The 13405-nt window shown below is 54.2% G+C and carries 13 protein-coding genes and 1 riboswitch; of the genes, 3 read left to right on the top strand and 10 right to left on the bottom strand.

Features of this window, described 5'->3' with window-relative positions; all coding sequences use genetic code 11:
* Nucleotides 1-430 precede the first annotated feature (430 nt).
* From cobI to C508_RS0103335, 5 genes are all read right to left on the bottom strand, one after another.
* Entirely contained in the window at nt 431-1120 is a 690-nt protein-coding gene (cobI, locus tag C508_RS0103355) for a precorrin-2 C(20)-methyltransferase (protein WP_018702128.1), read from the bottom strand.
* Nucleotides 1121-1327: 207 nt separating this feature from the next.
* Nucleotides 1328-2131: an ABC transporter ATP-binding protein gene (locus tag C508_RS0103350; protein WP_018702127.1), complete on the bottom strand. Its 804-nt coding sequence runs from the start codon at nt 2129-2131 to the stop codon at nt 1328-1330.
* Between the two features lies 1 nt (nt 2132).
* Nucleotides 2133-3128 (bottom strand): FecCD family ABC transporter permease, encoded by a 996-nt coding sequence (locus C508_RS0103345; RefSeq protein WP_018702126.1) that lies wholly within the window; start codon nt 3126-3128, stop codon nt 2133-2135.
* Nucleotides 3118-4080 (bottom strand): ABC transporter substrate-binding protein, encoded by a 963-nt coding sequence (locus tag C508_RS0103340; protein WP_018702125.1) that lies wholly within the window; start codon nt 4078-4080, stop codon nt 3118-3120. Before C508_RS0103340 ends, C508_RS0103345 begins: the two co-directional genes overlap by 11 nt.
* A 392-nt stretch (nt 4081-4472) precedes the next feature.
* Nucleotides 4473-4650: riboswitch (cobalamin riboswitch) on the bottom strand.
* A 119-nt stretch (nt 4651-4769) separates the two neighbouring features.
* Complete coding sequence (locus tag C508_RS0103335) at nt 4770-5963, bottom strand: MFS transporter (protein ID WP_018702124.1); 1194 nt, start codon at nt 5961-5963, stop codon at nt 4770-4772.
* A 272-nt stretch (nt 5964-6235) separates the two neighbouring features.
* Between C508_RS0103335 and C508_RS17710 the strand changes: the two genes are divergently transcribed.
* Nucleotides 6236-7144, top strand: a complete 909-nt coding sequence (locus C508_RS17710; RefSeq protein WP_018702123.1) for a LysR family transcriptional regulator — start codon at nt 6236-6238, stop codon at nt 7142-7144.
* Nucleotides 7145-7392: 248 nt separating this feature from the next.
* On the opposite strand, the gene C508_RS0103325 is transcribed toward C508_RS17710, so the two are convergent.
* Nucleotides 7393-8157, bottom strand: coding sequence for a sulfite exporter TauE/SafE family protein (locus C508_RS0103325; RefSeq protein WP_018702122.1), 765 nt, complete (start codon nt 8155-8157; stop codon nt 7393-7395).
* A 110-nt stretch (nt 8158-8267) separates the two neighbouring features.
* Here C508_RS0103325 and C508_RS0103320 point away from each other — a divergent pair, with 110 nt between their 5' ends.
* Nucleotides 8268-9146, top strand: coding sequence for a LysR family transcriptional regulator (locus C508_RS0103320; RefSeq protein ID WP_018702121.1), 879 nt, complete (start codon nt 8268-8270; stop codon nt 9144-9146).
* Between the two features lie 311 nt (nt 9147-9457).
* Here the strand turns inward: C508_RS0103320 and C508_RS0103315 are convergent, their stop codons facing one another.
* From C508_RS0103315 to C508_RS0103305, 3 genes are all read right to left on the bottom strand, one after another.
* Nucleotides 9458-9661, bottom strand: a complete 204-nt coding sequence (locus C508_RS0103315) for a TOBE domain-containing protein (protein WP_018702120.1) — start codon at nt 9659-9661, stop codon at nt 9458-9460.
* Nucleotides 9662-9779: 118 nt separating this feature from the next.
* Complete coding sequence (locus tag C508_RS0103310) at nt 9780-10184, bottom strand: 2-thiouracil desulfurase family protein (protein WP_018702119.1); 405 nt, start codon at nt 10182-10184, stop codon at nt 9780-9782.
* The gene (locus C508_RS0103305) at nt 10184-10801 is read right to left on the bottom strand and encodes a nitroreductase family protein (protein ID WP_018702118.1); all 618 of its coding nucleotides are present in this window, start codon (nt 10799-10801) and stop codon (nt 10184-10186) included. Before C508_RS0103305 ends, C508_RS0103310 begins: the two co-directional genes overlap by 1 nt.
* A gap of 173 nt (nt 10802-10974) precedes the next feature.
* On the opposite strand from C508_RS0103305, the gene C508_RS0103300 reads away from it, so the two are divergent.
* Complete coding sequence (locus C508_RS0103300; protein WP_018702117.1) at nt 10975-11175, top strand: hypothetical protein; 201 nt, start codon at nt 10975-10977, stop codon at nt 11173-11175.
* Between the two features lie 53 nt (nt 11176-11228).
* Here C508_RS0103300 and C508_RS0103295 read toward each other — a convergent pair whose 3' ends face one another.
* Complete coding sequence (locus C508_RS0103295) at nt 11229-13274, bottom strand: methyl-accepting chemotaxis protein (protein WP_018702116.1); 2046 nt, start codon at nt 13272-13274, stop codon at nt 11229-11231.
* Nucleotides 13275-13405 lie beyond the last annotated feature (131 nt).

Genomic DNA, 13405 nt, shown 5'->3' with positions numbered 1-13405 from the left:
CAAAACAAATACTCCATCTTTTACCATAACGAGTTGGATCGAAAAAAACAACCGACCTTCCGTAAAAGGGGAGTTTTGTTCGTAAACGGGAAGTTTTGGCGCAAAAAGAAGCACTAAACAATAGAATCGGAGAACCGGAGGGTACGCAGGAGAACGGAACACAGAGTAACAGAGAAAATCCAGAGGAAACAGAGAAAGAAATTTGAACAAGAGAACCGGAGTCGCGGGAGGGTACGATGGAGGATACACAAAAAAAAGAGCAGAGCCACGGATCAAGTCCGTTGCCCTGCTCTTCCTTCTATTCCAACCCCCGTAGCCCTCATGTGGGCCCTCCGGTTCTCACCGCGACTCTTGTTCAAAGCCTCGTTCTCTCTGGCATTTCCTCTGTTACTCAGTTACTCTGGGTACCGTTCTTATGTTTTTATGTTCTCTACGCCCGGCGCGCCAAGATGGTCGAAAGGTACGGTGCGCCAACGCGCTCTACTTCTTCCCACTCGCTGACCTTCTGATCCGGCAGACCGTAGTTGCTCACCAGAACGCCGCTAAATCCTGCGGTGCGCAGCTTGCCGATCAAGGAGGCTACGTTCTTATAGGCTTTCATCAAGACCACATTGTCCGCCGTGGCCAAGGTCTTGTCCAGCTCGCCCTCTTCCATGGTAGCCGGAATGATCGTCAGCACCGAAGTGCCTTCTGCAACCGGATACCCCAAATAATTGCTGATGCCGCAGAAAGCAGGAATGCCAGGAACATTTTCTACTTTATAGCCGGCTTCCTTCAATTCCTGGAATACGTACATATAGGTGCTATAAAACATGGGGTCGCCCAGGGTAAGAAATACTACTTTTTTCCCCTGCTCCATCAGCTCGCGCAGCACCTTGCGGTTTTCCTTCCAAGCTTCCTGCTGCACTTCGCTGCTGTTGACCATGGGGAAGACCATCTTGATAATCTGCGTTTCCGCCTTGATATAGCTCTGCGCAATAAACAGCGCCCGACTTTCTTCTTTTTTCTCGGACCGCGGCGCAATAATTACGTCCGCCTCCTGAATGCACTCAACCGCCCGAACGGTCAACAATTTCGGATCTCCAGGACCTACGCCAATGCCGATAAAACAACCTGCCATAATAAGAAAATCCTCCTTCATCTACCTGACGGAAGCGCTGATGTATTAGATCAGCGTCTCCTAATTTACAAAATACGAAATATGAAACAGAAAAGCTCTGCTATTTACTTTAAACATCTGCAACCATCAATCGAGCCCTCACTCTACTCCCTCTACTCCTGTTCAATAAAACCGTACCCCGCAGCCCTCATTCGAGCCCTCCGGTTTTCACCGTGACTCCTGTTCACTCTTCCTGTCCAGGCCCTGCATAAGCAGCGCCGCGCGTCCGTCGCTGTCCGCCACCACTTCGCCTTGTACACGGAAGACCTGCCGTAACAGCTCCGGCGTCACCACATCCCATGGAGGTCCCAGGGCCGCCAGACGACCGTCTTTGACGACAGCCACCCGTTTGGCGTAACGCAGAGCATGGTTGATTTCATGCAGCACCAGCACCACCGTCAGATTGTCTTCTTCGTTCAAACGCTGCAGAAGATCCAGCAACTCAAACTGATGGCACACATCCAAAAAGGTAGTCGGCTCATCCAACAGCAGCACCTGCGGCTGCTGCGCCAGCGCCAGCGCTAACCAAGCCCGCTGCCTCTCGCCGCCGGATAAAAGCCCGACCGGCCGTTTCGCCAGGTCCAAAAGACCGGTGCGTTCCAGCGCCCGCTCTACCGCTTCCTCGTCTTCGGCGCGGCTGCCCATGTACCAGGCGCGGTGCGGGTGACGCCCATAGGACACCAGCTCTCGCACGAGAATATCCGGCGGGGCTTGCGGCCCCTGGGGCACATACGCCAACACCTTGGCCATCGCCGAAGGCGCCAGGGAGTTCACCGCCTCCCCCTGCAGCCGGACGGACCCGGCAGAAGGAGTCAGCTGTCCTGTAAGCATTTTCAGCAGCGTGCTCTTCCCCGCTCCGTTGGGGCCGATAATGGCCAGCACATCTCCTGCGGGAACCTGCAGACTAAGATCTTCAATAATGTTGCGTCCTGCCGCGGAAAAAACCAGTTTTTCCGCTTCGAGCATATTCATGTCACAGTTCCTTTCGCAGAAGATAGAGGAAGAAGGGCGCTCCTAAGGCCGCCATCAGCACGCCTACCGGAAGCTCTAACGGCGCAAAAGCCGTTCTCGCGACGGTATCGCAAAAGGTCACCGTCGCCGCTCCTAACAGGCCTGCCGCCGGCAGCAAGAATCGATGGTCGCTGCCGATCAAAAGGCGCGCCGCATGCGGCACGATAAGTCCCACAAACCCCAGCAAACCGGCCACGCTGACCGCGCTGGCCGCCAATAGCGCCGCAAGAGCGATGAGCAACAGCCGCGTTTTTTCCACCGCCAAACCCAGGCTGCGCGCTACATCGTCACCCAGCTGCAGCAGGTTCAGACGCCCGGCCATAGCCATAGCTATCAAACCGCCAACCAGCGCATACGGCCAGACCATGTACACATGCGGCCATGTCCGCGCAGCCAGCCCCCCAGCCATCCATGCCAGAGCTCCGTGAACCCGGTCGCTGTAGAAAATCAAAAGGGAAGTAATACCTGCCCCGAAAAGAGCCGCTACGGCCACGCCGGCCAAAATCACCCGTCCTGGCCGCAAACCGCCGTTCCAGGCCAGCGCATAGACCAGCGCCGCTGCGCCGATGGCGCCCACAAAGGCGGCTGGCGTCAAAAGCGCCTCCGCCTGGGGAAACATCACTAAAATCAAGATGCCTGTCAGGCCCGCCCCTGCGGAAACGCCGATAATGTGCGGATCCGCCAAGCTGTTGCGCAGCACGCCTTGCAGCAACGTCCCCGCCAAAGCCAGATTCATTCCCACCGCCGCGCCGGTAAGCACCCTGGGCAAACGGATGTTGCGCACAATCTGGGCACTGCCGCCGTTTCCTTCACCCGTTAACGCCTGCCACACCTCCGGCAAAGAAAGCCCTGCCGCGCCTTTGACCGTGCCCAAAAGACAAGCTCCCGCCGCCAGCAGCGCAAAAAAGGCTAAGAGAGGCCATCGCCAGGCTCGCCTGGCCGCTGCATCAGGGCGCATGACCGTAAACCTCCGGGTATATCGTCTGCGCCAAGTGCAGCAAGGCGGCGTCATACTTCAAGCCCGGATGCACTTGAAACCATTCCGGCGGCAAAAAGAACAACTGCCCGCTTTTCACGGCCCGCAAAGACGACCAAGCTGGACTGGCCATGACGTCATCGCGCATGCGCTTTTCAATATCCTTGGTGCTACCCATGGAGGTGATTAAAATCATATCCGGGTCCTGCTGAACCAAGGTTTCCAAACTATAAGGGACAGCGGTCGCATCCGCCGCCACCCCTTGCGAACCAGCGGCTACGTTCTGCACCTTGAGCAAGTTCGCCATGTCGCCGGTCAGGCTATTAGGCAGCTCCACCGTTACCTGTTTGGCCGTAGCGTGGAGAATGACGATACGTTTGCTCGCCTGAGGCAGCTTTTTTTGCAGCGCTTCTTTTGCCGTCTCCAAGCGCGCCACTTCCGCTTGCGCCTTAGCCTCATCGCCGCTCAGCCTTCCTAGCAAACGAATGTTGCGCAGCAAATCCTCATAGCCTTTCATCCGCAGCAGCGCCACAGGCACGCCGGCATTTTGGAAAAGAGGAATTAAGTTTTCATGCATTCCCTGGAACCCCAGCACCAAATCCGGCGATAAGGCTAAGACCGCCTCACTGTTGATTTGGTACGCAAACCCAACCTCAGGCAAGGCTTTGGCGGCATCTGGAATATCCCCCAACCGCGATGCCGACCGTCCCACCGCTTGACCGCCCACCGCATAAAGCGGTTCTAGCAGCGACGGTGTCAGTACGACGATACGAGTCGGCTTTTTCGCCAACGCCAGCGTCCGCCCGGTATCATCTTGAAAGGAAAAGCTGTTTTCCTTTGATGCCGCAGGCGCTGCGGGAGATGACCCGCAGCCAGCCATGAATACCAGCAACGCCAACAGCAGCGCTGGCAGAACGAAACTTCTTACTTTCACCAAAGTACTTCCTTTCTAAAACAAGCTTGGCCGGGAACGAAGGGGAATACGGGAATTGAACAGGAGTAGAGGGAGTAAATGGAGGGTATGCAATAGAAAACAGGATACAAGTTTTAAGACCCAAAAGATTGCCGCGTCGCTCCGCTTCTCGCAACGACATCTCTATTTCCTCTATCTATTCCTTCCTATTCGAGCCCTCACTCTACTCACTCTACTCCTGTTGAAACATCGCACCCCGTGACTCCGATTCTCTTGTTCAAACTCGCTTTTAAAACAAAAAATCCCGGCACCGCCGGGTTGATGAATCCTAGACTGCTTTCGGGCAGGCGAACCGCTGGCCAGCGGAACACGCATGCTGTCTGCAATCCCCTCCCCATCGCTCGTAGGTACTGACGGTGACTGTCAAACAGGCAGTTCTCCTGGCTCTGGTTCTTCGCTCGTCCGGCCTTCCCAGGAAATTCCCAGTGGCGTCTACGGACTTGCTCCCCATTACAGTGGCGGGACCGCGTCGGCATCACACCGAACTTCCCTATTAAGCCCCTTAGGGACACCTGCTCCACTTATTTATATTTTCTTATCCCAACTATAACAAAGGAGCCTGCCGCCGTCAAGAAAGAAAGGCAAGACGGCAACAAGCTCGTAAGAAATCACTAGTTTACGCTATATTCCGGTTCTACTCCTTCGAACCCTCACGTGACTCCGGTTCTCCTGTTCAATCCCTGTTGACGCCATGCCAACCACAAGGCTCCGGAGAGGATCAAGGCGGTTACTCCAATCACACCCGCCCAGCCGGCGCTGGCCAGAAAGATACCGCTCCCTGTGCCAATCACACTGGCCCCAACATAGTAGAAGAACAAGTACAACGAGGCCGCCTGCGCCTTATCGCCGCGGCACAAGCGTCCCACCCAACCGCTGGCCGTCGCATGGGTGGTAAAAAAGCCGCATGTAAAGAGTCCCAAGCCGCCGAGCTTACATAGCAGTGGCGTTCCTAAAGAAAGCAGCGCGCCTCCCAGCATCATCAACAGCCCTGCCACCAGCACCGCTCCCGGGCCGCGCCTGTCTACCTGACCGCCGGAAACCATGGAGCTCACTGTCCCCAGCAAATATAACAGAAATACAGCGCCCACTTGACTCTGACTAAAAGAATACGGCGCCGCCAACAATATATAGCCGATATAGTTGTACAAAGCTACAAACGAGCCTAGCGCTACAAAGCCAACGATATATAGAGGAAGAATGCCCGGCGTTTTTAACAAGGAGGGTAGCGCGGCCATCAGACCGGCCTGCTTTACCGCGGTACTGCGGCGGCTTTGCGCCTTCGGCAGCAGCCAAAAGAAACAAATCGCCAAGAGCAGACAGAACCCGCCCATCACTAAAAGCGCCGTCCGCCAAGACATAAAGTCCGAGAGAAGGCTTACCAAAAGACGTCCGCCCAAACCGCCGATCGACGTACCGGCAATATAAATCCCCATCGCCAAGCCCACGCCGGACGGCTCAAATTCTTCATTCACATAGGCCATGGCCGCCGCGGGAAATGCCGCCATCAGCATCCCCTGCAACGCCCGACAGACCAACAGTAGCTCAAAATTCGGGCTGCAGCCGGACGCAATAGCCAAGAGCGACGCGCCCAACATCGCCGCCAGCATAGTTGGTTTGCGTTGCAACCGGTTAAACACCGCCGCCAGCGGTAAAAGCGCCAGCGCCATAGCGCCAGTCGTCAAAGATACCGATAAACTAACCACCGACGGCGACAACGCAAAGTCCTTTGTCAGCGCTGGTAAAAGCGGCTGCGTCACGTACAAAAGGGCAAACTCCACAAAGCTTCCCATAAACAGCGCCGCCAAGGCGCGCCAATACTTACTATTTCCTCGTTCCAAGCCCACAAGCTCCGCCTCCAAAATACGTTCCTTTCTTTTATCTTACTCCTAACAATTCTTTGCGTCCAATGCATCGTTTTTATTATTTTGATGCATTTTAATTATGTATTTCTGGAAAAGCGATCAGAAAAGCAGTATGCTGGGAGTAGAAGGAATAAATTTCAAACAGGAGTAGAGTGAGTAAAGGGAGGACACGATGGAGAAGTCCCTCATGCGCACCCTCTCGCGACTCCGGTTCTCTTGTTCACCGTTATTATATTTATGTTTTAGAAAGGAAGATGACCTTGGATTTGCAGCAGCTCTATGCGTTTCGCACCATTGCCTCGCTGGGCCACATGACCCAAGCCGCCAGCCAGTTGGCGCTTTCCCAGCCAGCCTTGAGCCGTTCCCTAGCCCGTTTAGAGGATGAACTAGGGTTTCCTCTATTCCACCGCTGCCATAAACGCCTGGAGCTAACGCGCAGCGGACGTATTTTTCTCGACAACTTGGATCAAGGCCTGCAATGCATTGAAGCTGGACGCCAGCAAGCGCTGGACCTCATTCATCCGGAACGTGGCAGCGTTAGTCTTTCTTTTTTGCATTCCCAAGGCACCCATCTTGTGCCGGAGCTGCTGCAGCAGTTCCGCCGCCTGCATCCGCAGGTGCATTTCCGGCTTTACCAAAACAGCACCGCCGCTCTTTTAGAACAGCTCCATAGCGGAGGCACGGATTTATGCCTTTGTTCTTTTACTACGCCGCCATCTTATTTGGCGTGGCGACCGCTTTTTGAAGAAGACATTTTTATCGCCGTTCATCGTGAACATCCTCTGGCGCAACAGGAAAGCTTATCCTTACAGGACATTGCCGCAGAACCGCTGATTACCTTCAAGCCCAACTACGGCCTGCGCCTGTTAGCGGATCGCTTGCTGCAACAAGCTGGCGTCCAGCCGGAAATCACCTTTGAAGGCGAAGAAATCATGACCGTCGCCGGTCTGGTAGAAGCCCGCCTGGGCGTAGCCCTCATTCCTCATTTAGCCGGTCTGGAACATCTGCATCTAGCCTTCCTGCCGGTCAAGGACACGCCCTGCCGCCGCACCATCGGCCTCGCGTGGCACAAAGAACGCTATCTGTCGCCGGCAGCTCTCAAGTTCCGAGACTTCGTGCTGGAACAGCGCATAACCCGAGAAGAAGAAGTACCAAAATTATAAGGAGCCGCCGCTTTAATAAACGCTCCGACGACGGCGCTGAACGCGCCTGACGGTACGTGATGTACGCCATGGAAGGCAAGTATCCGGTCTCCGCTGAAAATCTACGGATTGCATAGAAACCGAAGTCTTTTAGGGGGCGAACCCGAAAGAAAGCCTCAGCATAGCAGCGCTATGCTGAGGCTTTCTGACAAAGTCTATCGAAAAAAGATTGATTTATCGAGAGATGCACATAAAGCAGCGGCGCCTTACTAGAAGGCCCCTGCAGTAAAGACCAAGCGTGCGCCCAAACCGAACAGGCAGAACGCCAGCAAAGACAGAATAGCCTTTGACTTCACTTTCAGGGACATTTTCGCCCCCAATTGCGCTCCCAATACCGCGCCGACGCCAATCATCAAGGCTTCCTTAATCAGAATGTTATGCAGCAAGAAATGCGAAAACACGCCGACCATGGAAGAAATCGCCAGCACAAAATGCGAGGTTGCCGTCGCAATATGCGCCGGGAACGCCAGCAAGTAGACCATGGCCGGCACATGGATAATGCCGCCGCCAATGCCTAGAATGCTGGATAAAAAGCCTACGCACAAACTAAGAAGCACGCCAGCGGTACGATTGTAATTCTTAGGCACTTCCGTCCCCTTATTGGGCGCTCCTTTAGAATGGTTGCGCCAAAACATCAGCGCCGCCATAACCATCAAGGTCGCGCCAAAGAACACCTTAAATTCCGCTTCCGGAATGTACTTTACCGCGTAGCTGCCGAAAAACGCCCCCGGCAGCGTAGCCAAGGCAAAACGAATACCGGCGTCATAGTACACCTTCTTTTGCCGCATATACGCCACCGTACCGGAAATCGCATTAAAAAATACCACAACCAGCGATGTACCCACCGCTAAATTGGGCTCCCAATGAAATACCAAAATGAAGAGGGGCACCAAAATCAGGCCGCCGCCAATACCTACGAGCGTACCGAATGCAGCCACCGCCACCCCTAGAATTAAATATCCTAGCAGTTCCATCGTAATTCCTCCCGCTTTTTTCTTCTCTTTTGCAGTATACCGCAGCTTTTGATAGAATAAAAATATATATTTTTGATTTATATATAGTTTATAACTATATGGAGGTTTCAATGGAACTTCGTCAATTGGAGTATTTTCAGCAAGTCTGCCGTCTGGGCAGTGTCAGCCGCGCCGCCGCGCAGCTGCACGTAGCGCAGCCTTCGGTCAGTATTGCCCTGCAAAAATTGGAGGAAGAACTGGGAGTCCCTCTCTTTGACCGCAAACAACGGCGTCTCCGCCTCACCCAAGCCGGGGAGCGCATGCTGCAGCACGCCGAAGCTATGCTGCGCTGCCGCAATAACGCCCAAGAAGAAATGAAGGACTACGAAGCGTCCCGCAAAGGCCGCATTCAGCTAGGCATTACGCCGGTCATCGGCGCTTTTGTCTTTCCGCGCCTTTTCGCCGCCTTTCATGCAGCACATCCGGATATCGAGCTGCAGTGCACCGAGACGGGCAGCCTCGCTACGCGCCGCAAGCTTCTGGAAGACGAGCTTGACTTAGGACTGCTGATCATCTCTGATGCGCCGCCCGGCCTGGCTCTGCGTCCCTTGGCGGAAAGCGCCATCCATGTCTGCCTCTCTCCGGCGCACCCTCTGGCTTCCGCCCGGTCCCTTTCGTTGCCGCAGCTGGCCAAAGAGCCATTTCTGCTCTTTCAAGAAGACACCTATATGCGCCAGCTCATCTTAGAAGAGTGCGCCCGCCATGGATTTACGCCGCATATCCGTTTTTCTTCGCGGCAAATCGAAACCATTCTTAGCCTGGTGGAGCAAAATGCAGGCGTCGGCTTTCTGCCCGCCGATATTACTCGCAAGCACCCCCGCATCGTCAGTCTTCCCTTGACGCCGCCCCTCTCCATCCAAGCCGGCTTCGCCTGGAACGAAGAACGCTATCTGTCCCAAGCCTGCCATGTGCTGTTGGATTTCTGCGAAAAGAACAAAAAAGAAATTTGAACAAGAGAATCGGCGACGGTGCTGGATGCACCTGACGGTACGTGAGGTATCTAATTCCGAATGCGCTATGGAAGGCATAACAACCGACATCTTCTGAGGGTATGACGGAGAGCTAAAACACTACAGCGAAACTGAATCCCTCCGCCGCTGTGGCGGCGCCTCCCTTTGACAAGGGAGGCGTCCCCCTTGCTAAAGGGGGATGGCCCGCAGGGCCAGGGGGATTTTTTACAGTACTTTAATTTTCTAGGTATCCTAAATCAAAAACCAGGCAACCGCCTAGTACGCGTTTGCCTGGTTTTTTCTAACTGCTTTTATTTCAAAATCATCATTTCCGTGGCTTTAACCAACGCCGTCACTTCATCGCCAACTTTGAGCCCCAAGTCATCTACAGAGTCGTTCGTAACAACAGCCACTAGCTCTTCCCCTTTGAAATCCATGACCACTTTAGCCACCACGCCGCCGCGAACAATTTCCTTGACCGTAGCTCCCAGTTTATTTCTGCCGCTGATTTTCATACAAATCGCCTCCTGCTGAAGATAAGCCTGCTAATCATGCGCATTACACACCAAGCTTTCTTTGCAGAGATTCTCTTTGCATCCTCCATTTCCTGCGTCTAAAAACAAACAAAACTGTTCATCTTACCGACACTTCTATGCCGGCTTTTTTTAGTTCCCGCGCCCACAGCCCGTCACCGTCAATGAGCCGACCGGAAAAAGTTCCGTCATAAATCCGCCCGCAGCCGCAGCTAGGCGAACGAGCTTTAAGCACCGCCTTGCGGCAGCCTGCTAGAATGGCGATTTGCGTGGCAATCTCCGCGCCTTTTTGAAAGGGCTCCGTCAAATCAACGCCTGCCGCCGTTACTACGCGGCCCTCTTTGATTTCCGCCGCTTGCCGAGGCGCCGGCAAGCCTCCCAGCATCTCCGGGCAAAGAGGCAGCGCTTTTCCTTGACGCACCGCTTCCACTACATCCGGCGCTTCTTGGGCCGTTCCGTCATACCGGCAGATTATGCCTGCCAAGCAGGCGCTCACCACTTCCATTATACTTCCTCCACCAATTCAGCATAAGTCCGACGTTTCCGTCGCGGATAAAGCGCTTTGCCGCCCTCCGCATAGCCCAAAGCAAGAAGCATTACCACTTCCTCATCCTCATCCAAGGCAAAGCCTTCCTTAATTCCCGCAAAATCAATGCCCGACATGAAGTGGCCCTCTACGCCAAAACATCGCGCCGCGTATGCCAGCGACATCGCCAAAAGCGCTGCATTGCTCTCAGCAAATTTGATGCGCCGCTCCGGCGTAGCGCCGTAAAGCGCTTCCGCCATGGCCAGATATGGTTTCACGGCCTCCGCTCCGCCCAGCATGACTGCCAGCTCTTCCCAGGCCGGATTGTCGCCTTGCCATGCGCCGCGATCCCCAATAATAATCAACGTTACCGGCGCTTCCAAGACTTTGGGCTGCTGCTGCGCCAGCTGCCACAGTCGTTGCCTTCCCTCCGCGCTGCGCACGGCGATAAGCCGCCAAGGCTGCAAATTAAAGGCCGACGGCGCCAGCGACGCCAATTCCACAATCTGCCGAAAAAGCTCCGGTGTCAATGGCTGCGCCGCATCAAAGAAATTCACGGAGCGCCGCTCTTCCATCAGCCGCTTGCAATCCGTCATATCCAAGGCCCCCTTATTATTGTAATGATGGTTTCATTGTACACGGATTCTTCTGGTTTTCAAAGCCATGCTTGATGGGAGCCACTTTATTTTTATAATCCGGTTTCTTTCTATGTACAAACGGTCATTCTGTCGGTACAATAAAACAAATTAAAACTACCAGGAGGAACTTTATGTCCGCAGAAGAACTTGATTTGCTCTTTTGGAACCTGCTGCCGGCGGTAATTCTAGGCGCTGCTTACGCCATCTGGAAGTTTTGGACCCATCACCAAACAAAAGCAGCCAAAGCCGCCGCTCGTTTAGCGATCAAAGAAAAACGAAAAAGAAATGCGCAAACACCGAAAAAATCTAATCCTCGCCACGGACGAAATTAAAACGACTAAAAAGCGCCCCCTGCCTAACGGCAGAGGGCGCTTTCCTGTTTCTCTTATACTTTGAAGCGGCTGACCGCCACTTGCAGTTCTTCCGCCAAATGAGCCAAGGATCGGCTGGAAGAAGCAATCTCTTCCATGGACGCCGCCTGTTCTTCGGTGGCCGCCGCCACGGTCTGGGTCTGGTCCGCCGTACCACGGCTGACGGTTTGCATATCCTCCACGGCGTGAACGATACGGCCGCTGCCGTTTACCGTCTGCTCAATGGCTGTCGTAATGGCCGCCACTTCTTCGTTGGCTTTACGAATCAAGCTGACGATTTCTTCAAAGGCCGCGCCGGCCTGTCCGGCGACAACGGTGCCTTCTTTCACCTCGGCGGTGCCCTTGTTCATGGCTTCTACCGCGCGCCCTGTCTCGCCTTGAATTTCGCCAATGAGAGAAGCAATGCGTCCAGCGGCTTCCTGGCTTTGCTCCGCCAGCTTGCGCACTTCGTCCGCCACCACCGCAAAGCCGCGGCCTTGTTCGCCCGCCCTGGCAGCCTCGATGGCCGCATTCAAGGCCAAGAGGTTGGTCTGCCCGGCAATGCCGCTAATGGTATCCACAATCTGGCCGATTTCCTGGGAACGCTCGCCCAGCTTGGCCACAACCTGCGCCGAATGGGTTACCGTCGTATCGAGAGCCTGCATCTGGCGAATGGCTTTGCCGATGGCTTCGCCGCCGCTTTCCGCCGCTTGGGAGGTTTTTGCCACTGATTTTTGCACTTCGCTGGCCCGCTTTGAGGCCCCGGCCAGTTCTTTCGCCAACGCATCCACTTCGGTTGTGGCTTCCCGCGCTACCGTCAGCTGTCGATCCGCACCGCCAGCCACTTCGGTTACGCTTCCGGCTACCTGCTGCACCGCATGAGCCGCCTGCTCGGCACTGGCTGTCAGCTCTTCACTGGCCGCCGCTACCTGCTGGGACTCGCGCTGCACTTGTACCACCAAATCACGCAGCTTGCCGCTCATATCGGCAAAGCTGCCTGCTAATTGCCCCAGTTCGTCCTGCGACTGCACCGCCACTTCCTGGCTGCGCAGATCTCCTGCGGCAATATGCTCCGCCGCATCACGCAAGGTGAGTATGGGCGCAACAAAGCGTTTGCTGATCACCGCCGCCACGCCAACCGCCAAGAGCAGGCAAAAGATGCTCAAGCCCAGCATAACGTATGTCAGGTGACGCACTTCGGCCGTAGCTTCATCTACGGGCGCCGTAATCATCAGCATCCACTTCTGACCGCCTGCCAGATCAATCGGCTGATATACGGCCATCCGGGTTACGCCATCCACAAAGGTATATTCACCACGAACGCCATCGTTTTTCTCCATGGCGTTTTTAAACAATTGGATCATCCGATCGTCTAGCGTATTCGCTGGCAGTTTAAGCTCCGGGTTGATTTCCTTTTTGGCCACATTCAGCTTGCCCGCCAGTTCCGGCCGCTTGGGATGCGCCAGAACCATGCCGCTGTCGTCCGCCAAAAAAGCATAACCACTTTCTTTAAACTTAACTTTTTGCAACATCGTTTGTAATTTTTCCAAAGGCAAGGTGCCTCCGAGCATGCCTTTCAGCTGCCCTTTTCGATCAAACACAGGCACAGCAATAATTACAGAGGCTTTGTTGGTTGAACCGGATATGACTACTTCTGAAACACAAGGCTTTTGGGTAGCCAGCAGTTTTTTGAAATACTCCCTCGTGGCTGTATTCGTTGTCGCCGTACCATTAGAGCGAATCCCAACGCCATTCTTAGCTACATAATTGATATTCTCAAAGATACCAATTCGTTTTTGATTTTCCGCCAACACCGGCGCTATCATCGCCGTATCGCTACTATCACGAAGCAGATCCACGCTAGCTAAATCTTCTAAGCGCAAAATCGCCTCTTCCGTAAAAAACTGCGTCTGCATTCCGTACTGTTCCGCCAACGCAAAGGCGGTTTCATCCACACTTTCCGACAGGGCGCTTTTAGCCTGCCAATAACTCGCCAGCCCCAAAATAAGTATTGTTACAACGACAAGCCCTGCCAGCGCTACCGTTAATCGAGTCTGAATCCGAGTATTAACGCCGTTCATAGTGCCCCTCCTTACAGTTCTTTTTCCTATGCAAAAAGTATTTCCATCCCATATGTTTATATTTTACATGAATTCCCATTAGGTTTCAAAACTTCCTGGCTACACAACACGTTCTGTTTTTGATTCGCAAC

The sequence above is a fragment of the Anaeromusa acidaminophila DSM 3853 genome (genome assembly GCF_000374545.1).
Taxonomy (GTDB): Bacteria; Bacillota; Negativicutes; order Anaeromusales; family Anaeromusaceae; genus Anaeromusa; species Anaeromusa acidaminophila.
The sequence above is the reverse complement of the archived record's forward strand: the minus strand, read 5'-3'. Positions and strand labels throughout refer to the sequence as shown.